Origin of the sequence: Escherichia sp. MOD1-EC6475 (genome assembly GCF_003046645.1) — a bacterium.
Classification (GTDB): Bacteria; Pseudomonadota; Gammaproteobacteria; order Enterobacterales; family Enterobacteriaceae; genus Escherichia; species Escherichia ruysiae.
In genome coordinates this window covers 94,634-117,372 of sequence record NZ_PZKQ01000042.1, presented here as the reverse complement: position 1 = coordinate 117,372, position 22,739 = coordinate 94,634, and the positions used below count along the sequence as shown (strand labels likewise).

At 52.4% G+C, this 22,739-nt stretch carries 23 protein-coding genes; 14 read left to right on the top strand and 9 right to left on the bottom strand.

What is annotated here, in order from left to right; all coding sequences use genetic code 11:
- Positions 1 to 32 precede the first annotated feature (32 nt).
- The 4 genes from aqpZ to hcr all read left to right on the top strand — a co-directional run bounded on the left by aqpZ (position 33) and on the right by hcr (position 4,896).
- A complete protein-coding gene (gene aqpZ / locus A7589_RS13970) occupies positions 33 to 728 on the top strand; it encodes an aquaporin Z (protein ID WP_010347562.1) in 696 nt (231 codons plus the stop codon).
- 492 nt (positions 729 to 1,220) lie between these two features.
- Positions 1,221 to 2,120, top strand: coding sequence for an L-lysine exporter LysO (gene lysO / locus A7589_RS13960; RefSeq protein WP_000491125.1), 900 nt, complete (start codon positions 1,221 to 1,223; stop codon positions 2,118 to 2,120).
- 143 nt (positions 2,121 to 2,263) lie between these two features.
- Positions 2,264 to 3,916, top strand: a complete 1,653-nt coding sequence (gene hcp, locus A7589_RS13955) for a hydroxylamine reductase (protein ID WP_000458802.1) — start codon at positions 2,264 to 2,266, stop codon at positions 3,914 to 3,916.
- Positions 3,917 to 3,927: 11 nt separating this feature from the next.
- Positions 3,928 to 4,896, top strand: coding sequence for an NADH oxidoreductase (hcr, locus tag A7589_RS13950; RefSeq protein WP_000178638.1), 969 nt, complete (start codon positions 3,928 to 3,930; stop codon positions 4,894 to 4,896).
- A gap of 42 nt (positions 4,897 to 4,938) precedes the next feature.
- On the opposite strand, the gene A7589_RS13945 is transcribed toward hcr, so the two are convergent.
- Entirely contained in the window at positions 4,939 to 5,373 is a 435-nt protein-coding gene (locus A7589_RS13945; protein WP_000258530.1) for a DoxX family protein, read from the bottom strand.
- Positions 5,374 to 5,524: 151 nt separating this feature from the next.
- Here A7589_RS13945 and poxB point away from each other — a divergent pair, with 151 nt between their 5' ends.
- From poxB to A7589_RS13925, 4 genes are all read left to right on the top strand, one after another.
- Positions 5,525 to 7,243 (top strand): ubiquinone-dependent pyruvate dehydrogenase, encoded by a 1,719-nt coding sequence (gene poxB / locus A7589_RS13940; protein ID WP_000815331.1) that lies wholly within the window; start codon positions 5,525 to 5,527, stop codon positions 7,241 to 7,243.
- 37 nt (positions 7,244 to 7,280) lie between these two features.
- Complete coding sequence (ltaE, locus tag A7589_RS13935) at positions 7,281 to 8,282, top strand: low-specificity L-threonine aldolase (RefSeq protein WP_000566424.1); 1,002 nt, start codon at positions 7,281 to 7,283, stop codon at positions 8,280 to 8,282.
- 10 nt (positions 8,283 to 8,292) lie between these two features.
- Positions 8,293 to 9,723, top strand: coding sequence for an SDR family oxidoreductase (locus A7589_RS13930; protein WP_001136576.1), 1,431 nt, complete (start codon positions 8,293 to 8,295; stop codon positions 9,721 to 9,723).
- Positions 9,724 to 9,822: 99 nt separating this feature from the next.
- Positions 9,823 to 10,836, top strand: a complete 1,014-nt coding sequence (locus A7589_RS13925) for a 3-beta-hydroxysteroid dehydrogenase (protein ID WP_024191085.1) — start codon at positions 9,823 to 9,825, stop codon at positions 10,834 to 10,836.
- On the opposite strand, the gene amiD is transcribed toward A7589_RS13925, so the two are convergent.
- Together amiD and A7589_RS13915 are read right to left on the bottom strand one after the other, a co-directional pair.
- Positions 10,833 to 11,663: an N-acetylmuramoyl-L-alanine amidase AmiD gene (gene amiD, locus A7589_RS13920; protein WP_001255191.1), complete on the bottom strand. Its 831-nt coding sequence runs from the start codon at positions 11,661 to 11,663 to the stop codon at positions 10,833 to 10,835. The two genes, A7589_RS13925 and amiD, sit on opposite strands and share 4 nt — an antisense overlap.
- Entirely contained in the window at positions 11,660 to 11,983 is a 324-nt protein-coding gene (locus A7589_RS13915; RefSeq protein WP_001160737.1) for a heavy metal-binding domain-containing protein, read from the bottom strand. The genes amiD and A7589_RS13915 overlap by 4 nt, the downstream gene beginning before the upstream one ends.
- Positions 11,984 to 12,108: 125 nt before the next feature.
- Here A7589_RS13915 and A7589_RS13910 point away from each other — a divergent pair, with 125 nt between their 5' ends.
- The 6 genes from A7589_RS13910 (at position 12,109) to artJ (ending at position 16,718) form a co-directional block, all read left to right on the top strand.
- Positions 12,109 to 12,624 (top strand): lipoprotein, encoded by a 516-nt coding sequence (locus A7589_RS13910; protein ID WP_010347551.1) that lies wholly within the window; start codon positions 12,109 to 12,111, stop codon positions 12,622 to 12,624.
- A gap of 217 nt (positions 12,625 to 12,841) precedes the next feature.
- On the top strand, positions 12,842 to 13,570 hold the full coding sequence (artP, locus tag A7589_RS13905) for an arginine ABC transporter ATP-binding protein ArtP (protein WP_000027203.1): 729 nt from the start codon (positions 12,842 to 12,844) through the stop codon (positions 13,568 to 13,570).
- 18 nt (positions 13,571 to 13,588) lie between these two features.
- Positions 13,589 to 14,320 carry an arginine ABC transporter substrate-binding protein ArtI gene (artI, locus tag A7589_RS13900; RefSeq protein ID WP_000756564.1) on the top strand — a complete coding sequence of 244 codons (732 nt, stop codon included), beginning with the start codon at positions 13,589 to 13,591 and terminating at the stop codon, positions 14,318 to 14,320.
- 6 nt (positions 14,321 to 14,326) lie between these two features.
- Complete coding sequence (artQ, locus tag A7589_RS13895; protein ID WP_001001681.1) at positions 14,327 to 15,043, top strand: arginine ABC transporter permease ArtQ; 717 nt, start codon at positions 14,327 to 14,329, stop codon at positions 15,041 to 15,043.
- Positions 15,043 to 15,711: an arginine ABC transporter permease ArtM gene (artM, locus tag A7589_RS13890; protein WP_000895401.1), complete on the top strand. Its 669-nt coding sequence runs from the start codon at positions 15,043 to 15,045 to the stop codon at positions 15,709 to 15,711. The genes artQ and artM overlap by 1 nt, the downstream gene beginning before the upstream one ends.
- Positions 15,712 to 15,986: 275 nt before the next feature.
- Complete coding sequence (gene artJ, locus A7589_RS13885) at positions 15,987 to 16,718, top strand: arginine ABC transporter substrate-binding protein ArtJ (protein ID WP_010355412.1); 732 nt, start codon at positions 15,987 to 15,989, stop codon at positions 16,716 to 16,718.
- A 28-nt stretch (positions 16,719 to 16,746) separates the two neighbouring features.
- On the opposite strand, the gene rlmC is transcribed toward artJ, so the two are convergent.
- From rlmC to potF, 6 genes are all read right to left on the bottom strand, one after another.
- Entirely contained in the window at positions 16,747 to 17,874 is a 1,128-nt protein-coding gene (gene rlmC / locus A7589_RS13880) for a 23S rRNA (uracil(747)-C(5))-methyltransferase RlmC (protein ID WP_001149754.1), read from the bottom strand.
- Positions 17,875 to 17,914: 40 nt separating this feature from the next.
- On the bottom strand, positions 17,915 to 18,403 hold the full coding sequence (locus A7589_RS13875; RefSeq protein WP_000389254.1) for a YbjO family protein: 489 nt from the start codon (positions 18,401 to 18,403) through the stop codon (positions 17,915 to 17,917).
- 59 nt (positions 18,404 to 18,462) lie between these two features.
- Positions 18,463 to 19,308, bottom strand: a complete 846-nt coding sequence (gene potI, locus A7589_RS13870; RefSeq protein WP_001061658.1) for a putrescine ABC transporter permease PotI — start codon at positions 19,306 to 19,308, stop codon at positions 18,463 to 18,465.
- Positions 19,305 to 20,249 (bottom strand): putrescine ABC transporter permease PotH, encoded by a 945-nt coding sequence (gene potH / locus A7589_RS13865; protein ID WP_000105412.1) that lies wholly within the window; start codon positions 20,247 to 20,249, stop codon positions 19,305 to 19,307. Before potH ends, potI begins: the two co-directional genes overlap by 4 nt.
- 9 nt (positions 20,250 to 20,258) lie before the next feature.
- Positions 20,259 to 21,392, bottom strand: coding sequence for a putrescine ABC transporter ATP-binding subunit PotG (gene potG, locus A7589_RS13860; protein WP_000995981.1), 1,134 nt, complete (start codon positions 21,390 to 21,392; stop codon positions 20,259 to 20,261).
- 94 nt (positions 21,393 to 21,486) lie between these two features.
- Positions 21,487 to 22,599, bottom strand: a complete 1,113-nt coding sequence (potF, locus tag A7589_RS13855; RefSeq protein WP_000126096.1) for a spermidine/putrescine ABC transporter substrate-binding protein PotF — start codon at positions 22,597 to 22,599, stop codon at positions 21,487 to 21,489.
- Positions 22,600 to 22,739 lie beyond the last annotated feature (140 nt).

Genomic DNA, 22,739 nt, shown 5'->3' with positions numbered 1-22,739 from the left:
TAAGTTGGAGTCATTACCTAATTGAGGTGGATATGTTCAGAAAATTAGCAGCTGAATGTTTTGGTACTTTCTGGCTTGTATTTGGTGGCTGCGGTAGCGCGGTGCTGGCAGCAGCGTTCCCGGAATTAGGCATTGGTTTTGCTGGTGTCGCGCTGGCTTTTGGTCTGACCGTACTGACCATGGCCTTCGCTGTTGGTCATATTTCTGGTGGTCATTTTAACCCGGCTGTCACTATTGGTTTATGGGCAGGCGGTCGTTTCCCGGCAAAAGAAGTCGTTGGCTATGTGATTGCCCAGGTTGTCGGCGGTATTGTTGCGGCGGCACTGCTGTATTTAATTGCCAGCGGCAAAGCTGGATTTGACGCGGCAGCCAGCGGTTTTGCTTCGAACGGTTATGGCGAGCATTCACCGGGCGGTTATTCCATGCTTTCTGCACTGGTGGTTGAACTGGTACTGAGTGCGGGTTTCCTGCTGGTGATCCACGGTGCAACTGACAAATACGCTCCGGCGGGTTTTGCACCCATTGCCATTGGTCTGGCATTAACGCTGATTCACTTAATCAGTATTCCGGTAACTAACACTTCCGTTAACCCGGCGCGCAGTACTGCGGTTGCCATCTTCCAGGGCGGTTGGGCACTAGAACAACTGTGGTTCTTCTGGGTGGTGCCAATTGTCGGCGGTATTATCGGTGGTCTGATTTACCGTACTCTGCTGGAAAAACGTGATTAATTAGCGCAGAAGGCCTGACGCAATGTCAGGCCTTTTTTAAGATGTTGTTATATGTTGATTCATCCTCCTTTTGCGCTCCTTGATGTGTAAAACCACATATAGTCACAGGCGCAAGGAGCGCGCAGGGGGCGGCCAATCGCCGCCGCCCCCTGCCCCCCCGGGCTCTGGCGAACAAAATCGCCGCTGCGCGGTGCCCTCGACTTATCCCTTGCGGCTACCGGGTCGGGCGCGAGGTAACATCCCTGTAAAACGCGCCCTCAGCCCACATCCATGTGGGCTGCCCCGGCCTTCAGGGAACGCCTCGGCGATTTTGACGCCACCAACACCGGTGCGGTTTGTAATTAAAGCGCAAGAATATCTTTAAATGAAAATGAATACCCTACCGATCCTTATGCATAACGTTTCCTTTTAATTGCAACTTTACTCATCCTTCTGCTTTCAGTAGTGTGTCATCGCGCATTTCGACTTCTTCTTTGCAAGGACTGAGTTTTCATGTTTTCTGGACTGTTAATCATTCTGGTTCCCCTGATTGTGGGTTACCTCATTCCGCTTCGCCAAAAAGCTGCGTTAAAACGCATTAATCAGCTATTAAGCTGGATGGTCTATCTCATTCTCTTTTTTATGGGTATCAGTCTGGCGTTCCTTGATAATCTCGCCAGTAATTTGCTGGCGATACTGCATTATTCTGCCGTCAGCATTACCATTATTTTACTCTGCAATATTATTGCGTTGTTGTGGCTGGAGCGCGGTCTGCCGTGGCGTAATCACCACCAGCAAGAAAAACTTCCGTCACGTATTGCGATGGCGCTGGAGTCGCTAAAACTGTGCGGCGTAGTCGTAATTGGTTTTGCCATTGGCCTTAGCGGATTAGGTTTCTTACAACATGCTACTGAAGCCAGCGAATACACATTGATTCTGTTACTTTTCCTCGTCGGTATTCAGCTACGCAATAATGGCATGACCTTAAAGCAGATTGTCCTTAATCGCCGGGGAATGATTGTCGCTGTGGTGGTGGTTGCCAGTTCTTTAATTGGTGGCTTAATTAATGCCTTTATTCTTGATCTCCCCATCAATACCGCGCTGGCAATGGCCTCCGGTTTCGGCTGGTATTCTCTTTCCGGTATTTTGTTGACTGAATCTTTTGGCCCGGTAATCGGGAGCGCGGCGTTTTTTAATGATCTGGCACGTGAGCTGATCGCCATTATGTTAATCCCCGGCCTTATCCGTCGCAGTCGCTCAACGGCACTGGGTTTGTGCGGTGCCACATCAATGGATTTCACCCTGCCCGTGCTTCAGCGGACAGGCGGGCTGGAGATGGTTCCAGCGGCGATTGTTCACGGTTTTATTCTTAGTCTGTTAGTGCCAATTCTGATCGCCCTTTTCTCTGCGTAATACCTCTCTGGCGGTAGATCCCTGCCGCCAAAATTGCGCTAAATCAATCTCCCTTAAAGTTGCATGAAAAACCCCTTTTATCCCGTCTTGAAGAGTCTTAACCTTAAACATGTATATTAAATATAACTTTAAAAGGTGTGATCATGTTTTGTGTGCAATGTGAACAAACTATCCGTACTCCGGCAGGAAACGGCTGCTCATACGCGCAGGGGATGTGTGGTAAAACGGCGGAAACCTCTGACCTTCAGGATTTACTCATCGCGGCGCTGCAAGGGCTTTCTGCCTGGGCAGTAAAAGCGCGTGAATACGGCATCATCAACCACGACGTTGACAGCTTCGCGCCACGCGCATTTTTCTCAACCCTGACCAACGTTAACTTCGATTCTCCGCGTATTGTCGGCTACGCCCGTGAAGCGATTGCCCTGCGCGAGGCGCTGAAAGCACAATGCCTGGCTGTAGATGCCAACGCCCACGTCGATAACCCGATGGCGGACTTACAACTGGTGAGCGACGATCTCGGCGAACTGCAACGTCAGGCGGCAGAATTTACCCCGAACAAAGATAAAGCGGCGATTGGCGAAAACATTCTCGGCCTGCGTCTGCTTTGCCTGTATGGCCTGAAAGGTGCGGCGGCCTATATGGAACACGCACACGTTCTCGGTCAATATGACAACGATATTTACGCCCAGTACCATAAAATCATGGCATGGCTGGGAACCTGGCCTTCCGATATGAACGCACTTCTCGAATGTTCAATGGAAATCGGCCAGATGAACTTCAAAGTGATGAGCATTCTGGATGCAGGCGAAACCGGTAAATACGGTCACCCGACGCCAACTCAGGTCAACGTGAAAGCGACGGCGGGTAAATGCATCCTGATTTCCGGTCACGATCTCAAAGATCTCTACAACCTGCTGGAACAGACCGAAGGCACGGGCGTTAACGTCTACACCCACGGCGAAATGCTGCCAGCGCATGGCTATCCGGAACTGCGTAAATTCAAACATCTGGTCGGTAACTACGGCAGCGGCTGGCAAAATCAACAAGTTGAGTTCGCTCGCTTCCCTGGCCCCATCGTGATGACCTCTAACTGTATCATCGACCCAACCGTCGGCGCTTATGACGATCGTATCTGGACCCGCAGCATTGTTGGCTGGCCGGGCGTGCGTCATCTGGATGGCGAAGATTTCTCTGCGGTTATCGCCCAGGCGCAACAAATGGCGGGCTTCCCGTACAGCGAAATTCCGCACCTGATCACTGTGGGTTTTGGTCGCCAGACGCTGCTTGGCGCGGCGGATACGCTGATTGATCTGGTGAGCCGCGAAAAACTGCGTCATATCTTCCTGCTTGGCGGCTGTGACGGCGCGCGCGGCGAACGTCACTACTTCACTGATTTCGCCACCAGCGTGCCGGATGACTGCCTGATCCTGACTCTCGCCTGTGGTAAATATCGCTTTAACAAACTTGAGTTTGGCGATATCGAAGGCCTGCCGCGTCTGGTGGATGCCGGTCAGTGTAACGATGCTTATTCAGCGATTATTCTGGCGGTAACGCTGGCAGAAAAACTGGGCTGCGGTGTCAACGATCTGCCGTTGTCGCTGGTGCTCTCCTGGTTTGAACAGAAAGCGATTGTCATTCTGCTGACGCTGCTTTCTCTGGGCGTGAAAAATATCGTCACCGGCCCGACTGCACCCGGCTTCCTGACCCCAGATCTGCTGGCGGTGCTGAACGAGAAATTCGGCCTGCGTTCTATCACCACTGTTGAAGAAGACATGAAGCAACTGTTGAGCGCGTAAGGAGTTTGTCGATGACGATGCCAACGAATCAATGCCCGTGGCGGATGCAGGTTCATCACATTAAGCAAGAAACGCCGGATGTGTGGACCATTTCCCTGATTTGCCACGATTACTATCCGTATCGCGCCGGGCAATATGCGCTGGTCAGCGTACGAAACTCAGCCGAAACGCTGCGTGCTTATACTATCTCCTCCACACCTGGCGTGAGTGAATACATCACCCTGACAGTGCGGCGGATTGATGACGGTGTCGGCTCCCAGTGGCTGACCCGCGACGTGAAACGCGGTGACTATATCTGGCTTTCGGACGCAATGGGGGAATTTACCTGCGACGATAAATCTGAAGATAAATTCCTGTTACTGGCGGCAGGCTGCGGCATCACGCCGATTATGTCGATGCGTCGCTGGCTGGCGAAAAATCGTCCGCAGGCCGATGTGCAGGTGATCTACAACGTGCGTACGCCGCAGGACGTTATTTTTGCCGACGAATGGCGCAACTATCCGGTGACGCTGGTGGCGGAAAATAACGTTACCGAAGGCTTTATCGCGGGTCGTCTCACTCGCGAATTGCTGGCAAGCGTTCCTGAACTGGCTTCACGTACCGTGATGACCTGTGGCCCGGCTCCGTATATGGATTGGGTAGAACAGGAAGTGAAGGCGCTTGGCGTGACACGCTTCTTTAAAGAGAAATTCTTTACGCCAGTGGCGGAAGCGGCGACCAGCGGTCTGAAATTCACCAAACTGCAACCGGCGCAAGAATTTTACGCACCGGTTGGCACCACGCTGCTGGAGGCGCTGGAAAGCAACAAAGTTCCGGTTGTCGCCGCCTGCCGTGCGGGTGTTTGCGGCTGCTGTAAGACGAAAGTGGTTTCCGGTGAATATACGGTGAGCAGCACAATGACGCTGACCGACGCCGAAATCGCCGAGGGTTACGTACTGGCCTGCTCCTGCCATCCGCAGGGGGATATGGTTCTCGCCTAAAGTTTAATGCCCGGCAAACTTAGCCGGGCATTTTTTAAAGAATTATCGCCAGGCAGAATTACCTGCCACGGCATAACGCCCGGCACCAAGAAAAGCGACGGCCAGAGCTGCAATAAAAAAATATACCAGGCTTTCGATCGCCCACGCGCCGGTTTTATCCAGCATCCCTGTTTTTCCCATTCCCACCATCAACCACGCCACGACCATTGTCAGGGCGATAACCAATGCGGCAGGTCGCGTCAAAATACCTAATATAATCAATATCGGCGCAACCACTTCCCCAATCAGTACGCCGTAGGCAATAAATCCAGGAAAACCTTTTGCAACCAGCATTCCACTAATACCGTCAATTCCGGCAAATAACTTATGTATCCCGTGGAAAAGCATCAATCCTCCCACCGCCAGGCGTAACAATAATTTGCCAAAATCCTCGTGCGTCAGCATCCGGTTCACTGCATTTAACATTGGTGTAACCATCTGAATTAACTCCCTTTATCGTAAAAATGTCATTCACATCAGCGTTGGCGATTCCCGGATTAAAAGCAACAGAAATATCAGTATTCAGCCAGCGCAACAGGCAGCATCTACTAAACTTGTTACCGTTATCACATTCAGGAGATGGAGAACCATGAAACAAACGGTTGCAGCTTATATCGCCAAAACGCTCGAATCGGCAGGCGTGAAACGCATCTGGGGAGTTACGGGCGACTCGCTTAACGGCCTTAGCGACAGTCTTAATCGCATGGGCACTATCGAGTGGATGCCTACCCGCCATGAAGAAGTCGCGGCCTTTGCCGCTGGCGCTGAAGCCCAGCTTTCAGGAGAACTGGCGGTCTGTGCCGGATCGTGCGGCCCCGGCAACCTTCACTTAATCAACGGCCTGTTCGATTGTCATCGCAATCACGTTCCGGTACTGGCGATTGCCGCCCACATCCCTTCCAGCGAAATCGGCAGCGGCTATTTTCAGGAGACCCACCCGCAAGAGTTATTCCGCGAATGTAGTCACTATTGCGAGCTGGTTTCCAGCCCGGAGCAGATCCCACAAGTGCTGGCGATTGCCATGCGCAAAGCGGTGCTTAACCGTGGCGTTTCCGTTGTCGTTTTACCGGGCGACGTGGCGTTAAAACCTGCGCCAGAAGGGGCGACCTCGCACTGGTATCATGCGCCACAGCCGGTAGTCACACCGGAAGAAGAAGAGTTACGCAAACTGGCGCAACTGCTGCGTTACTCCAGCAATATCGCCCTGATGTGCGGCAGCGGCTGTGCGGGAGCGCATAAAGAGTTAGTCGAGTTTGCCGGGAAAATTAAAGCGCCTATTATTCATGCCCTGCGCGGTAAAGAATATGTCGAATACGATAACCCGTATGATGTTGGAATGACGGGATTAATCGGCTTCTCATCAGGTTTTCATACCATGATGAACGCCGACACGTTAGTTCTGCTCGGCACGCAGTTCCCCTACCGCGCGTTCTACCCAACCGATGCCAAAATTATTCAGATTGATATCAACCCAGCGAGCATTGGTGCGCACAGCAAGGTGGATATGGCACTGGTCGGCGATATCAAATCGACTCTGCGTGCATTGCTGCCGCTGGTGGAAGAAAAAACCGATCGCAAGTTCCTCGATAAGGCGCTGGAAAATTACCGCGATGCCCGCAAAGGGCTGGACGATTTAGCTAAACCGAGCGAGAAAGCAATTCATCCGCAATATCTGGCGCAGCAAATTAGCCATTTTGCTGCCGATGACGCCATCTTTACCTGTGACGTCGGCACGCCAACAGTATGGGCAGCGCGTTATCTGAAAATGAACGGCAAGCGTCGCCTGTTAGGTTCGTTTAACCACGGTTCGATGGCTAATGCTATGCCACAGGCGCTGGGTGCTCAGGCGACGGAGCCGGAACGTCAGGTGGTCGCCATGTGCGGCGATGGCGGTTTTAGCATGTTAATGGGCGATTTCCTCTCAGTAGTGCAGATGAAACTGCCGGTGAAAATTATCGTCTTTAACAACAGCGTGCTGGGCTTTGTGGCGATGGAGATGAAGGCCGGAGGCTACCTGACAGACGGCACCGAACTGCACGACACCAACTTTGCCCGCATTGCCGAAGCGTGCGGCATTACGGGTATTCGCGTAGAAAAAGCGTCTGAAGTCGATGAAGCCCTGCAACGCGCCTTCTCCATCGATGGCCCGGTGCTGGTGGATGTGGTGGTTGCCAAAGAAGAGTTAGCCATTCCGCCGCAAATCAAACTTGAACAGGCCAAAGGATTTAGCCTGTATATGCTGCGGGCAATCATCAGCGGACGCGGTGATGAAGTGATCGAACTGGCGAAAACAAACTGGCTAAGGTAAAAAGGGTGGCATTTCCCGTCATAAATAAGGACATGCCATGATTGATTTACGCAGTGATACCGTAACCCGACCGAGCCGCGCCATGCTCGAAACGATGATGGCCGCCCCGGTTGGGGACGACGTTTACGGAGACGACCCTACCGTTAATGCTTTGCAGGACTACGCCGCAGAGCTTTCCGGTAAAGAAGCCGCCATCTTTCTGCCGACCGGCACCCAGGCTAACCTGGTCGCTCTGCTCAGTCACTGCGAACGCGGCGAAGAGTATATTGTCGGTCAGGCCGCGCATAACTATCTGTTTGAAGCTGGTGGCGCAGCGGTGCTGGGCAGTATTCAGCCGCAACCCATCGACGCTGCTGCTGACGGCACGCTGCCGCTGGATAAAGTGGCGATGAAAATCAAACCCGACGATATTCACTTCGCCCGCACCAAATTACTCAGTCTGGAAAACACCCACAACGGCAAAGTGCTGCCGCGTGAATACCTGAAACAAGCATGGGAATTTACCCGCGAGCGTAATCTGGCATTACACGTTGACGGTGCGCGCATCTTTAACGCCGTAGTGGCTTACGGCTGCGAACTGAAAGAGATCACGCAATATTGTGACTCGTTCACCATTTGTCTGTCGAAGGGTCTTGGTACGCCAGTCGGTTCGTTACTGGTCGGCAATCGTGATTACATTAAACGCGCCATCCGCTGGCGGAAAATGACCGGCGGCGGGATGCGCCAGTCCGGGATTCTGGCTGCCGCCGGAATGTATGCCCTGAAAAATAACGTCGCACGGTTGCAGGAAGACCACGACAACGCCGCCTGGATGGCGGAGCAGTTGCGTGAGGCAGGCGCGGATGTGATGCGTCAGGACACCAATATGCTGTTTGTCCGCGTCGGGGAAGAAAATGCCGCCGCGTTAGGCGAATACATGAAAGCGCGAAACGTGCTGATTAACGCCTCGCCGATTGTCCGCCTGGTGACGCATCTTGACGTCTCGCGTGAACAACTGGCTGAAGTTGCCGCCCACTGGCGCGCTTTCCTGACGCGTTAAGGAGAGAGACGTGCCGCAACGCATTTTAGTTCTCGGTGCCAGTGGCTACATTGGTCAGCATCTGGTGCGCACACTCAGCCAGCAGGGGCATCAGGTTCTGGCGGCGGCACGTCACGTCGACAGACTTTCGAAGCTGCAACTGGCTAATGTCAGTTGCCATAAAGTCGATCTTAGCTGGCCGGATAATCTTCCGGCACTATTGCAGGATATCGATACCGTCTATTTTCTGGTGCACAGCATGGGCGAAGGCGGCGATTTTATCGCGCAGGAGCGCCAGGTGGCTCTCAACGTCCGCGATGCACTGCGCGAAGTGCCGGTTAAGCAATTAATTTTTCTCAGTTCACTGCAAGCCCCGCCCCATGAGCAATCGGATCATCTGCGCGCTCGTCAGGCTACGGCGGACATACTGCGTGAAGCGAATGTACCGGTTACCGAATTGCGTGCCGGAATTATCGTCGGTGCCGGGTCAGCAGCGTTCGAAGTGATGCGTGATATGGTTTACAACCTGCCAGTGTTAACGCCGCCACGCTGGGTACGTTCACGCACCACGCCCATCGCGCTGGAAAACCTGCTGCACTATCTGGTGGCGCTGTTGGAGCATCCGGCCAGCGAACATCGGGTATTCGAAGCCGCCGGACCAGAGGTGCTCAGCTATCAGCAGCAGTTTGAACATTTTATGGCGGTGAGCGGTAAACATCGCTGGTTGATTCCAGTCCCCTTCCCCACCCGCTGGATTTCGGTGTGGTTTCTCAATGTGATTACCTCCGTTCCCTCTACTACTGCCAAAGCGTTGATTCAGGGGCTGAAACACGATCTGCTGGCGGATGACACCGCGTTACGCGCGCTCATCCCACAACCGCTGATCGCCTTCGATGACGCGGTACGTCGCACCCTGAAAGAAGAAGAAAAACTGGTTAACTCCAGCGACTGGGGATACGACGCTCAGGCTTTTGCCCGCTGGCGACCAGAATACGGCTATTTCGCCAAACAGGCGGGGTTTACCGTTAAAACTTCCGCCAGCCTTCAGGCTTTATGGCAGGTGGTGAATCAAATCGGCGGTAAAGAACGTTATTTCTTTGGCAATATTTTGTGGCAGACCCGGGCGCTAATGGAGCGCGCGATAGGTCACAAACTGGCGAAAGGTCGCCCCGCACGGGAATATCTGCAAACGGGCGATGCGGTGGATAGCTGGAAAGTGATTGTCGTCGAGCCGGAAAAACAACTTACCCTGTTATTTGGCATGAAAGCGCCAGGACTTGGGCGACTGTGTTTTACGCTGGAAGATAAAGGCGAATATCGCACTATTGATGTACGCGCCTTCTGGCATCCTCACGGTATGCCAGGGTTGTTTTACTGGCTACTGATGATCCCCGCGCATCTGTTTATTTTTCGCGGCATGGCAAAACGAATCGCCAGACTGGCAGAACAAAGCACAGATTAATCGAAAAAAACCTGCGTTATTCTTTCACGTTTCCCATTGCATCAAGGAGGAAATCACGGAAGAATGCGCTCGTCGTTTTATCAACAACAGTGGAATGATATGAAGGTACTGGTTACCGGCGCCACCAGCGGTTTAGGTCGAAACGCGGTTGAGTTTTTATGCCGGAAAGGCATCAGTGTGAGAGCAACCGGTCGCAACGAAGCGATGGGCAAATTGCTGGAAAAAATAGGTGCAGAGTTTGTCCATGCGGATCTGACCGAGCTGGTCTCATCGCAGGCGAAGGTGATGCTCGCAGGCATTGATACACTGTGGCACTGTTCCAGCTTTACCTCGCCGTGGGGAACGCAGCAGGCTTTCGATCTGGCAAACGTTCGCGCCACTCGCCGCCTGGGCGAATGGGCCGTCGCCTGGGGCGTGCGTAATTTTATTCATATCTCTTCACCCTCCCTGTACTTCGACTATCACCACCATCGCGATATCAAAGAAGATTTTCGCCCTCACCGCTTCGCCAACGAATTTGCCCGCAGCAAAGCCGCCAGCGAAGAGGTGATCAATATGCTTTCGCAGACCAACCCACAAACGCGCTTTACTATTCTGCGCCCACAAAGTCTGTTCGGCCCGCACGATAAAGTTTTTATTCCCCGCCTGGCACATATGATGCACCACTACGGCAGCATTCTGTTACCCCACGGCGGCAGCGCGCTGGTCGATATGACCTACTATGAAAATGCCGTGCACGCTATGTGGCTGGCGAGTCAGGAAGCGTGCGATAAGTTGCCTTCTGGTCGTACGTACAACATTACCAACGGCGAACATCGCACTCTGCGCAGCATCGTGCAGAAACTGATCGACGAACTGAACATTGATTGCCGTATCCGGTCGGTGCCTTACCCAATGCTGGATATGATTGCCCGCAGTATGGAGCGTTTAGGACGCAAGTCAGCAAAAGAGCCGCCGCTGACCCATTACGGCGTCTCCAAGTTGAATTTTGACTTTACACTGGATATTACGCGTGCGCAGGAAGAGTTAGGTTATCAGCCGATCATCACGCTAAATGAAGGTATTGAGCAAACTGCCGCCTGGCTGCGCGACCACGGAAAACTGCCGCGCTAATCCTGGCCGTATTTCTCCAGCAACGCTTCGGCAATCGCCTGAGTTTCTGCATCCGCTTCGCCGTTATATAACGTCGGGCGGAAGTGCATCTGAAACGCCATAATCACTCGCTGCTGTTCGTGCGGCGTCATTTCAGGTTTTACGTCATAACCGTAGCGTGCCAAAAGTTCCAGCAACGATGTGGTTTCTACCGGCGTGTATGGCGCGCGCCCGGCCAGATAAAAGCTAACGCGCGATGCATCGGGCCAGGCACCAATCCCCTGCTGCGCCAGTTGCTGCCACGGGAACAGTGGACCCGGATCGTCTTTGCGCTGTGGGGCAATATCCGCATGTGCCACTACGTTTTCTGGCTTGATGTGATAGCGGGCGATAATATCTTTCGCCAGAGGAATGAGCGCCTGAATTTGCGCTGGTTCAAACGGCGTAAAATATTTCACCCCCGCTGATTTCTGCCAGCCGCGATTTTCCAGCTCAATGCCAATAGAGGTGTCGTTAATCCGCGTCGCCCCGCGCCAGGCGCTGATCCCCGCGTGCCAGGCCAGTTCTTGTTCCGGCACCAGTTGCCAGATACGCGGTTTGCCGTTGTAACGCGGCGGCACGGCTGGCACGAGGTAGTGCGAGCTGACTTTTTTATCGGTCAGCGTCGCCAGCGACGTGTCGAAATCATCCGCCGTGTAGTGGATCACCAGCACTTTAATACGGGGATATGCCGCCTGCGCCTGGCGTCGGGTGTCGAGTTGGTATCCCTCTTTCTCGACAATGCCTTTTTCCCCTGCGCACCCTGCCAGTAACAGGATCGCCGCAACCAGCCAGAAAACTCTTCTCATCGACGCGTTTTCACCGCCGTTCCGCTGACGCTGACCATCAGCATACTGCCGTTTTGCCCGACCGTTTCGTAGTCGATATCAATGCCGACCACTGCATCCGCTCCCAGCGCCCGTGCCTGGGAACCTAATTCTTCAAACGCAATTTCTCGTGCCTTGCGCAGTTCCTTTTCGTAAGCCCCTGAACGACCGCCGACGATATCGCGGATACCGGCAAAGAAATCACGGAAAATATTGGCGCCTAAAATCGCTTCGCCCGTCACCACACCGCAATATTCAACGATGGTCTGACCTTCAAGTGTTGGGGTTGTGGAAAATTGCATGATCGATCTCCTTGTATGCTAAGCCTTCGATCTCAAAAGCATTATCGGACTGATACGCTATTATTGAAAGGATATCATTATTATCGTAGAACGCTTTCAAGGTGTTCGCTTATAAGGAAATCATTATGCGCTACAGCAAATTGACCATGCTTATCCCTTGCGCACTGTTACTCAGTGCTTGCACCACCGTCACGCCAGCCTATAAAGACAACGGCTCCCGCACAGGTTCTTGCGTCCAGGGCGGCCCTGACAGCGTGGCTCAGCAATTCTATGACTACCGTATTCAGCATCGCAGTAACGACATTACCGCTCTGCGTCCGTACTTGAGTGACAAACTGGCGGCACTGCTCAGCGATGCCAGCCGCGATAACAACCAACGAGAATTGTTAAGCAGCGATCCCTTCTCCAGTCGTACCACCTTGCCAGACAGCGCCCGCGTCGCCAGTGCTTCTACCATCCCGAATCGCGATGCACGTAATATTCCGTTGCGCGTGGATCTGAAACAAGGCGACCAGAGCTGGCAGGATGAGGTGCTGATGATTCAGGAAGGCCAGTGTTGGGTCATCGACGATGTGCGCTATTTAGGTGGCAGCGTTCACGCCAAAGCGGGGACATTACGCCAGTCCATTGAGAACCGTTAATCCCTTGATTAGATTATAACCCCCATAAATTGTCCGGCATTCTGTGAGGAATGCCGACATTTATGCTCGCCGAACAACGCCCTCGTTATTTTGTGCTATGTTTATTGAATAATGCGCTTTGCTTTTAACTTTTAAAGCAGAAATATTGCATAATTATTCTGTCAAAGGTACTATCTTCGACCTCAATAGCTATCAGACTGCCAGTATACGAGTGTCAATGAGTATTCAATTAAACGGCATTAATTGCTTCTACGGCGCACACCAGGCGCTGTTCGATATCACGCTGGATTGCCCGCAAGGCGAAACGCTGGTGTTACTTGGCCCCAGCGGCGCGGGGAAAAGCTCGCTGCTGCGTGTACTCAATCTGCTTGAGATGCCGCGCTCCGGTACGCTCAACATTGCAGGCAACCATTTCGATTTCACCAAAACACCGTCTGACAAAGCGATTCGCGACCTGCGTCGCAACGTCGGCATGGTGTTTCAGCAATACAATCTGTGGCCGCATCTCACCGTGCAGCAAAACCTGATCGAAGCGCCATGCCGCGTACTTGGCTTGAGTAAAGATCAGGCGCTGGCTCGCGCAGAAAAACTGCTTGAGCGTCTGCGTCTCAAACCTTATAGCGATCGTTACCCGCTGCACCTTTCTGGTGGTCAGCAACAACGTGTTGCTATTGCCCGTGCGCTGATGATGGAGCCGCAGGTACTGCTGTTTGATGAACCGACCGCCGCGCTGGACCCGGAAATTACGGCACAGATCGTCAGCATCATTCGTGAGCTGGCGGAGACCAATATTACCCAGGTGATCGTCACCCACGAAGTTGAAGTGGCGCGTAAAACCGCCAGCCGTGTGGTGTATATGGAAAACGGTCACATCGTTGAACAAGGCGACGCGCGCTGCTTTTCCGAGCCGCAAACCGAAGCATTTAAAAACTATCTCTCTCACTAAAGATTCGGGATAACGACAATGAAAAAAGTTCTGATTGCCGCGTTAATTGCAGGTTTTAGTCTTTCCGCCACAGCTGCCGAAACCATTCGTTTTGCTACCGAAGCATCCTATCCTCCGTTTGAATCTATAGACGCGAATAACCAGATCGTCGGTTTTGACGTCGACCTCGCACAGGCACTGTGTAAAGAGATTGATGCAACCTGTACTTTCTCCAACCAGGCATTTGACAGCCTGATCCCGAGTCTGAAATTCCGCCGTGTGGACGCCGTTATGGCAGGTATGGATATCACTCCAGAGCGTGAAAAACAGGTACTGTTCACCACTCCGTACTATGACAACTCCGCCCTGTTTGTGGGTCAGCAAGGTAAATACACCAGCGTTGATCAGCTGAAAGGCAAGAAAGTCGGTGTGCAGAACGGGACGACACACCAGAAATTCATTATGGATAAACATCCGGAAATCACTACCGTGCCGTATGACAGCTACCAGAACGCGAAACTGGATCTGCAAAACGGGCGTATCGACGGTGTATTCGGTGACACCGCAGTGGTAACCGAATGGCTGAAAGATAATCCAAAACTGGCGGCTGTGGGCGACAAAGTGACCGATAAAGATTACTTCGGTACTGGCCTCGGCATCGCAGTACGTCAGGGCAACACTGAACTGCAGCAGAAATTTAATACTGCGCTGGAAAAAGTGAAGAAAGATGGCACTTACGAAACCATCTACAACAAATGGTTCCAGAAGTAATTCCTGATGAATGAATTTTTTCCTTTAGCAAGCGCCGCCGGGATGACCGTCGGCCTTGCCGTTTGTGCATTGATTGTCGGACTGGCGCTGGCGATGTTCTTTGCAGTATGGGAGTCAGCAAAATGGCGCCCTGTTGCGTGGGCAGGTTCGGCGCTGGTAACGATTCTACGCGGCCTGCCAGAAATTCTGGTGGTGCTGTTTATCTACTTTGGCTCCTCGCAGTTACTGCTGACGCTTGCGGATGGCTTCACCATCAATCTTGGATTCGTGCAGATCCCGGTGCAGATGAACATTGAGAACTTCGACGTTAGCCCGTTCCTTTGCGGTGTTATCGCTCTGTCACTGCTGTATGCCGCTTATGCTTCGCAAACTCTGCGTGGCGCACTGAAAGCGGTGCCGGTGGGTCAGTGGGAATCGGGTCAGGCGCTGGGGCTGTCGAAATCGGCTATCTTTTTCCGTCTGGTGATGCCGCAGATGTGGCGTCATGCGCTGCCTGGTCTCGGCAACCAGTGGCTGGTACTGCTGAAAGATACCGCGCTGGTCAGTTTGATTAGTGTGAATGATTTAATGCTGCAAACCAAAAGCATCGCCACCCGTACTCAGGAACCGTTTACCTGGTACATTGTGGCGGCGGCGATTTACCTGGTGATTACCCTGTTGAGCCAGTACATACTCAAACGCATTGACCTGCGCGCGACACGTTTTGAGCGGAGACCTGGCTGATGCTTGAGTATTTACCCGAACTGATGAAAGGGCTGCATACCAGCCTGACGCTGACGGTTGCCTCGCTGATTGTGGCGCTCATTCTGGCGTTGATTTTTACCATCATCCTGACGCTGAAAACACCGGTGCTGGTGTGGCTGGTGCGTGGCTATATCACGCTGTTTACCGGTACGCCGCTGCTGGTGCAGATCTTCCTGATTTACTACGGACCGGGTCAGTTTCCGACGTTGCAGGAGTATCCGGCGCTGTGGCATTTGCTGTCGGAACCGTGGCTGTGTGCGCTAATTGCGTTGTCGCTGAACAGTGCGGCGTATACCACGCAACTGTTTTACGGGGCGATTCGCGCGATCCCGGAAGGTCAATGGCAGTCCTGTAGCGCGCTGGGAATGAGCAAAAAAGATACGCTGGCGATCCTCCTGCCGTATGCCTTTAAACGCTCGCTCTCTTCCTATTCCAACGAAGTGGTGCTGGTGTTCAAAAGTACCTCTCTGGCATACACCATTACGCTAATGGAAGTGATGGGCTACAGCCAGTTACTGTACGGACGCACCTACGACGTAATGGTGTTTGGCGCGGCGGGGATTATTTACCTCGTCGTCAACGGCCTGCTGACGCTGATGATGCGTCTGATTGAGCGTAAAGCACTGGCATTTGAACGTCGGAATTAATGTGACTGCGTACACATTCGCCGGGGGGTTTTGTAGGTCTGAGAAGACGCGCCAGCGTCGCATCAGACACCTGCACGGTGCCTGTGCCGGATGCGGCGTACATAGTGCATAAATCCTTATAATGAAGACGGACAACCCACTAAGTTGTCCGTCTTTTTTTATCTAGCGCAAACTATTTAATCATATTTATTGCATATAAATTCATTTGATGGCATTGTAAATCCATGCCGCAGACACGGCTAATAATCATAAGATTGACAGACGGGAGTTCCATCATGAAAAAGCTAGTTCTTGCCGCATTACTTGCATCCTGTGCATTCGGCGCTTCTGCCGCAGAGAAAATCAATTTCGGCGTCTCTGCCACTTATCCGCCATTCGAATCGATGGATGCAAATAACCAGATCGTCGGCTTTGATATCGATCTGGCAAAGGCGTTATGCAAACAAATGCAGGCAGAATGTACTTTTACTAATCACGCTTTCGACAGCCTGATCCCGTCACTGAAATTCAGAAAATATGACGCAGTGATTTCCGGGATGGACATCACACCGGAACGTAGCAAGCAGGTAGCCTTTACCATCCCCTATTACGAAAACTCAGCCGTTGTGATTGCCAAAAAAGATGCCTATAAGACTTTTGCCGACCTGAAAGGTAAACGTATTGGTATGGAAAACGGCACCACTCACCAGAAATATATTCAGGATCAGCATCCGGAAGTGAAAACCGTCTCTTATGACAGTTATCAGAATGCATTTATCGACCTGAAAAATGGTCGTATTGATGGGGTATTTGGTGATACAGCGGTAGTTAATGAGTGGCTGAAAACCAATCCGCAACTGGGCGTTGCGACTGAGAAAGTAACCGATCCGCAGTACTTCGGCACCGGTCTGGGCATCGCTGTACGTCCGGATAACAAAGCTCTGCTGGAGAAACTGAATAAGGCACTGGCAGCCGTTAAAGCAGACGGTACATATCAGAAAATCAGCGATCAGTGGTTCCCGCAGTAAGATTCAGAAAGCCGCAGATGCGGCTTTTTTATTGCTTCACCAGCAGCGTCAGCACTTCATAATGTGCGGTGTGGGGGAACATATCGAAAAGCTGTACCCGCTCAATGCGATATCCTGGCAGTTCGCGGATATCTTTCGCCATCGTTTGGGCGTTACAGCTTGAGTAGATAATAAAACGCGGTGCCATCGTCGAAAGATAATCGCACAGCGGTTTACCAATGCCGCGACGCGGTGGATTAACCAGCACCAGTTCCGGCACTTCACCCTGAGCGGTGGCAAACTGAGTGGAGTCCAGCGCCTGAAATTGCAGACGCGCTAGACCCAGTTCAGCAGCAGATTGTTTCGCACAGGCAATCGCTTCTGGCGCAATCTCAATCCCCGTTAACTGCATTTCTGGCGTTGCGCAATGCAAACCAAAACCGCCAACGCCGCAGAACAGATCCCACATATGATTTACCGGCAATTGCCGCACCCAGTCACGCGCGGTGGCGTACAGCTGGCTGGCGACCGCCGGATTTGTCTGGAAGAAACTTTGCGGGCGGATCCACAGCGGCACGTCATTAAAACGCTCTGCCAGCGCCTGCTGTTCGGTCAGGTAGATCTCCGTCTCCCCTTCCATTATCGCCATATGCACTGGCTGAATATTGACGGTAATGACTTTTAGCTGTGGCAGTTGCGCCTGTAACCACGGCAGCGCCTTACGCAGTTGCGCCAGCTTGGTTTCAGAACGCAGTACAAAGCGCAGCATCATACCGCCATCCATCTGGCTTTCAGTCAGCAGAATATATTTCAGTTCGCCACGCTTGCGCGCCACGTTGTAGGGCGTCAGACCCGCACGGGCGATAAACGGTTTTAGCGCCGAAAAAACGGGCGCAAATGAGGCAGGGTAAAGCGGGCAATCGCAAAGATCTTCTGGCGTACCGTCGCGGTGTAGCATTCCGAGCAGTGGTTTTTCAACGCTACCACTCACCACCATTTTGGCTTTATTGCGAAACCCTTGTTCCGGACCAGACACCGGCGCACACCACTCCGAAACCGGAAAATCGGCCAACAGATTTTTAAGATCGGCGGTTTTAGCGGAGAGTTGCTCTGGAATCGGCTGCGTTATCCACTGACAGGAGCGACAGCGACCCGCGTCGTAAAGTGCGCACTGCATACATTGACCTTCACATCATCAGGGGCGAGGATTATACACATTATTGCAACTGGAAGAACCGCCGACTGGTGGCGGGAACGAACAACAGCAATAAGATGAGCATATCCGGCAGCTTTTGTAACATCAGGCTATGGAAGATTTCACGTTTCGATTCACCAGGAATGCTGAACAGCTCAGGGTAACCATAACCGAGCGAAGCTGCCCACAGGTAACTGGCTGCCGTGATTTGCGTCAACAGATACAGCCAGCGCGCCAGGCGACGCCCTTTCACCAGCGAAAACGCACACCAGATTTCAATAAAAACCAGCGCAAGGCTGCTTAGAAAGACCAGCGTTAAACTCCAGGTTTGTACGCTGCGATGAATGAACTCGCCGATACCGCGCACGCCCAGCGTATTGAAAATCATCAGCACGTCGAGGCCACGGATCATAATAATGGCGAGCGCCGCCACCTGCACCAGTGCAGGCACATTCAGGCGAGCATGTGATGAAGATGTTTTCTTAAAAAATCCCAACGTTTCGTCTTCCATGAAAACAATGCCGCGACATGCGCGGCATTATGTAGCCAGGTTGGCAAATTTTAGTGTCTTCAGCCACGTCTTGCACGCTGGATATCGCGTATCCGCTGCTTTTCTGCGCGCGCCATTAAATACCAGGCGATAAATCCGACAATTCCGACCGCACCGAGAATCAATGTTGCCAGGGCGTTGATTTCCGGATTCACCCCCATCCGCACGCTGGAGAAGACCAGCATCGGTAACGTGGTGGCTCCCGGCCCGGAAACAAAGCTGGCGATCACCAGATCGTCGAGCGACAGAGTAAAAGCAAGCAACCAACCAGAAATGATCGCCGGCATGATCATCGGTAGTGTAATGACGAAAAACACCTTCAGCGGCGTCGCGCCGAGATCCATCGCGGCTTCTTCAATGGAGCGATCCAGTTCCCGCAGACGCGAAGAAATAACAACTGCCACATAAGCCGTACAGAAAGTCACGTGCGCCAGCCAGATAGTTAACATACCGCGATCGGCAGGCCAGCCGATGGCATGAGCAAGGGCAACGAACAATAACAACAGCGACAGGCCAGTGATCACATCAGGCATGACTAACGGCGCGGTGATCATAAAGGCAAAGCCATTTGATCCACGAAACCGCCCGAAACGTACCAGCACGACCGCCGCAATAGTCCCGAGGATCGCCGCCGCCGTCGCCGCACAGGCGGCAATCGTCAGACTTAAGCCGACCGCGCTCATCATCGCATCATCACGCAATAACTCACCGTACCAGCGCGTTGACCAACCGGCCCACACCGTCACCAGCTTCGAACTGTTAAATGAATAGATGACCAGCATCAGCATCGGCGCATAGAGAAAGGTGAAGCCCAGCAACAAAATCACAATTCGCCAGGGCGAACGAACGACCGGTAAATTATTCATCCGTGTTCCCCCACGCTTTTTTGCTGATATTTGTGGAACCACATAATTGGCACAATCAGCAGCAATAACATAATGATCGCCACCGCAGAAGCCACCGGCCAGTCGCGGTTATTGAAAAACTCCTGCCACAGAACGCGCCCGATCATGATGCTATCAGGGCCGCCGAGCAGTTCCGGGATCACAAACTCACCCACCGCCGGAATGAAAACCAGCATTGATCCGGCAATAATCCCACCTTTGGTAAGCGGCACGATCACAGTAAAGAACGTTTTCAGCGGTCGAGCGCCGAGATCCAGTGCCGCTTCCACCAGCGAATAATCAATACGAATCAACGCGGTATAAATCGGCAGCACCATAAACGGCACGTAGGCGTAAACAATGCCGATATAAACTGCCAGATTGGTATGCAGAATGGTCAGCGGCTGATCGATAACCCCCAGCCACAGCAGAAAATTATTCAGCACGCCATTGTTTTTTAGTATCCCCATCCAGGCGTAAACGCGGATCAAAAATGAGGTCCACGAAGGCAGGATCACCAGCAGCAATAAGATATTGCGGGTCGACGGTTTACTGTGCGCCACTGCCCACGCCAGCGGATAGCCGAGCAATAAGCAACAAACGGTCGAAATCGCCGCCACCTGTAACGACTGGAGATAAGCATCGAAATAGAGCGGATCGTCAGTCAGTTGCAGAAAATTACCGAGATTAAGAGTGATGGAAAGTTGCCCGCCAGCCCACTCCATCAGTTCGGTATAAGGTGGAATAGCACGCGCCATCTCCGCCAGGCTTATTTTAAAGACGATAAGAAATGGCAGCAGAAACAACAAAATCAACCAGATATACGGCAGCGCAATCACCAGTTTGCGCCCGTGCTTCATTTGCCACTGTGTAAGCCATTGCTTTAATCCACCCGGCTGGGCAGCAGGTTCAAGTGTACTCATCTTTGCTCCTTAAACCGTCAGCACCACACAACTGTCTGATTCCCAGCACAAACGAACTTCATCGCCCCAGGTCGGTAACCCTTTGCGAAAACGATGGGCGTTTTGTAACTGGGCGCTGATCATCTGCCCGCTTTTCAGGCGGACATGATAAACAGACAAATCACCGAGATAGGCAATATGTGTCACCTCTCCCACTGCAAAATTGCAGCCATCAGCAGGCGGTTCGTCACAGAGCATAATTTTTTCCGGACGCAGCGCCACATGCACCGGCACGTTATCCACCACTGACGCATCGGGATCGACTTTCAACGGATGCACCAGCCCAGGCGAATAAAGCAACAGGCCATCTTCCTGGCGTTCCTTTAGCAGTCCTTCGAAAACATTGACCGATCCAATGAACTCGGCGCTATATCGCGTGGTCGGGTGCTCATAAATTTCTTCCGGCTCGCCAATCTGAACAAATTTACCGCGATTCATAATCGCGATGCGCCCCGCCATGGTCATCGCCTCTTCCTGATCGTGCGTTACCATCACACAGGTCACGCCGACACGCTCCAGAATATCCACCACTTCAAGCTGCATCCGGTCGCGCAGTTTTTTATCCAGCGCGCCCATCGGTTCATCGAGCAGTAATAGTTTCGGGCGTTTGGCAAGGCTTCGGGCCAGCGCCACTCGCTGACGTTGACCACCGGAAAGCTGATGCGGTTTGCGTTTGGCAAACTCCTGCATATGCACCAGCCCCAGCATCTCGTTGACCCGACTGGCAATTTCCGCTTTTGGTAACTTGTCTTGTTTCAGACCAAAGGCAATGTTTTGCTCCACGGTCATATGGGGGAATAGCGCGTAGGACTGGAACATCATGTTGATGGGGCGCAGATAAGGCGGAACCTGTGACAAATCGACGCCATCAAGCATAATCTGCCCGGCAGAAGGTTGTTCGAAACCTGCCAACATACGCAGCAGTGTGGACTTGCCACAGCCGGATGCGCCCAGCAGTGCAAAGATTTCGCCTTTATAAATGGTCAGACTGACATCATCGACCGCATGTTGACCATCGTAAGATTTGGTCAAATTGCGGATTTCTAATAGTGGTGTCAGCGACTTACGACTTTTCGCCTGCGGGCGAGGGATAGCGTCATTCACGGCTGCTCTCCGGCATTTAATGTGTGCAAGCGCACCATGATGGTGCGAATTGCCGGCGGGGATGGTGCGCCCGTCCGGCATCTACGGCTGCGGATTATTTTCCGCTCTTCACTTTGGTCCACGCGCGGGTGCGCACACGATCAATTTTCGGATCCTGTACTTGCAGGGTGAACATTTTGGCGCGGACATCTGCCGGAGGATAAATACCAGGATTGTCACGCACTTCCGCGCTCACCAGCGGCGTAGCTGCTTTGTTCGCATTGGCATAGAACACATGGTCAGAGATGTGTGCCACCACATCCGGACGCAGCAAATAATTCAGGAACTGATACGCTTCGTCTTTATTTTTGGCATCGGCAGGCATGGCGAATACATCAAAGAATGCCATCGCCCCTTCTTTCGGAATTGAGAAAGAGACATTCACGCCATTCTTCGCTTCCTTCGCGCGGTTTGAGGCCTGCCAGACATCGCCCGCCCAGCCAATAGCGACGCATATATCGCCGTTTGCCAGGTCGTTAATGTATTGAGATGAATGGAAATAACGAATGTTCGGGCGCAGCTTTAACAGCAGATCGGTAGCCGGTCCGGTGTAATCATCCGCTTTAGTGCTGTTGGGATCTTTACCGAGATAATTCAAGACAGTGGCAAAAACCTCTTCCGGCGCATCGAGGAAAGAGACGCCACAGCTTTTCAGTTTTTCCAGATTTTCAGGTTTGAGGATCAAGTCCCAGCTATCGACGGGCGCGTTTTCGCCCAGTACCGCTTTGACTTTATCAACGTTATAGCCAATCCCGGTCGTCGCCCACATATAGGGCATAGCAAATTTATTGTCGGGATCGTGTTTGGCGACCAGCTTCAGCAGTTCTGGATCGAGATTCTTCCACTCCGGCAATTTGCTTTTATCCAGCGGCTGGAATACTCCCGCAGTCAACTGGCGCTCCAGAAAGCTGGCTGACGGCACAACGAGATCAAAGCCGGTACTCCCCGCCATTAATTTGCCTTCCAGCACTTCGTTAGAATCAAAAACATCGTAGACGACTTTGATACCAGTCTCTTTTTCAAAATTTGCCACCGTATCCGGGGCGATATAATCAGACCAGTTATAGATGTGGAGTGTTTTTTGTTCAGCCGCGAGCGTGCTGACAGAGACGGCCATCAGAGCACCCGCAACCAGGCCCGATAGCCATTTTTTATTTAAGGCGGTCATATCTCTTTCCTTCTGAAAGTTCGTTAACAAACGAACAAAAGTTGTCACACTGAAAGATATGCAATAAACGTGCATATTTTTTATCGGCGCGGTGCAAGAAAAGAGAACTCTCTCCCGGCCAGCATTGCTCGCTATATAAA

Excerpts from the sequence above, each read along its gene's own strand:
- A7589_RS13910 (WP_010347551.1), top strand. The coding sequence starts at position 12,109 with ATGCGCTACAGCAAATTGACCATGCTTATCCCTTGCGCACTGTTACTC.
- ltaE (WP_000566424.1), top strand. The coding sequence starts at position 7,281 with ATGATTGATTTACGCAGTGATACCGTAACCCGACCGAGCCGCGCCATG.
- poxB (WP_000815331.1), top strand. The coding sequence starts at position 5,525 with ATGAAACAAACGGTTGCAGCTTATATCGCCAAAACGCTCGAATCGGCA.
- potI (WP_001061658.1), bottom strand. The coding sequence starts at position 19,308 with ATGAATAATTTACCGGTCGTTCGTTCGCCCTGGCGAATTGTGATTTTG.
- hcr (WP_000178638.1), top strand. The coding sequence starts at position 3,928 with ATGACGATGCCAACGAATCAATGCCCGTGGCGGATGCAGGTTCATCAC.
- A7589_RS13925 (WP_024191085.1), top strand. The coding sequence starts at position 9,823 with ATGAAGGTACTGGTTACCGGCGCCACCAGCGGTTTAGGTCGAAACGCG.
- hcp (WP_000458802.1), top strand. The coding sequence starts at position 2,264 with ATGTTTTGTGTGCAATGTGAACAAACTATCCGTACTCCGGCAGGAAAC.
- artQ (WP_001001681.1), top strand. The coding sequence starts at position 14,327 with ATGAATGAATTTTTTCCTTTAGCAAGCGCCGCCGGGATGACCGTCGGC.
- artM (WP_000895401.1), top strand. The coding sequence starts at position 15,043 with ATGCTTGAGTATTTACCCGAACTGATGAAAGGGCTGCATACCAGCCTG.
- potH (WP_000105412.1), bottom strand. The coding sequence starts at position 20,249 with ATGAGTACACTTGAACCTGCTGCCCAGCCGGGTGGATTAAAGCAATGG.
- artI (WP_000756564.1), top strand. The coding sequence starts at position 13,589 with ATGAAAAAAGTTCTGATTGCCGCGTTAATTGCAGGTTTTAGTCTTTCC.
- amiD (WP_001255191.1), bottom strand. The coding sequence starts at position 11,663 with ATGAGAAGAGTTTTCTGGCTGGTTGCGGCGATCCTGTTACTGGCAGGG.
- A7589_RS13915 (WP_001160737.1), bottom strand. The coding sequence starts at position 11,983 with ATGCAATTTTCCACAACCCCAACACTTGAAGGTCAGACCATCGTTGAA.
- rlmC (WP_001149754.1), bottom strand. The coding sequence starts at position 17,874 with ATGCAGTGCGCACTTTACGACGCGGGTCGCTGTCGCTCCTGTCAGTGG.
- A7589_RS13875 (WP_000389254.1), bottom strand. The coding sequence starts at position 18,403 with ATGGAAGACGAAACGTTGGGATTTTTTAAGAAAACATCTTCATCACAT.
- artJ (WP_010355412.1), top strand. The coding sequence starts at position 15,987 with ATGAAAAAGCTAGTTCTTGCCGCATTACTTGCATCCTGTGCATTCGGC.
- lysO (WP_000491125.1), top strand. The coding sequence starts at position 1,221 with ATGTTTTCTGGACTGTTAATCATTCTGGTTCCCCTGATTGTGGGTTAC.
- potF (WP_000126096.1), bottom strand. The coding sequence starts at position 22,599 with ATGACCGCCTTAAATAAAAAATGGCTATCGGGCCTGGTTGCGGGTGCT.
- aqpZ (WP_010347562.1), top strand. The coding sequence starts at position 33 with ATGTTCAGAAAATTAGCAGCTGAATGTTTTGGTACTTTCTGGCTTGTA.
- artP (WP_000027203.1), top strand. The coding sequence starts at position 12,842 with ATGAGTATTCAATTAAACGGCATTAATTGCTTCTACGGCGCACACCAG.
- A7589_RS13945 (WP_000258530.1), bottom strand. The coding sequence starts at position 5,373 with ATGGTTACACCAATGTTAAATGCAGTGAACCGGATGCTGACGCACGAG.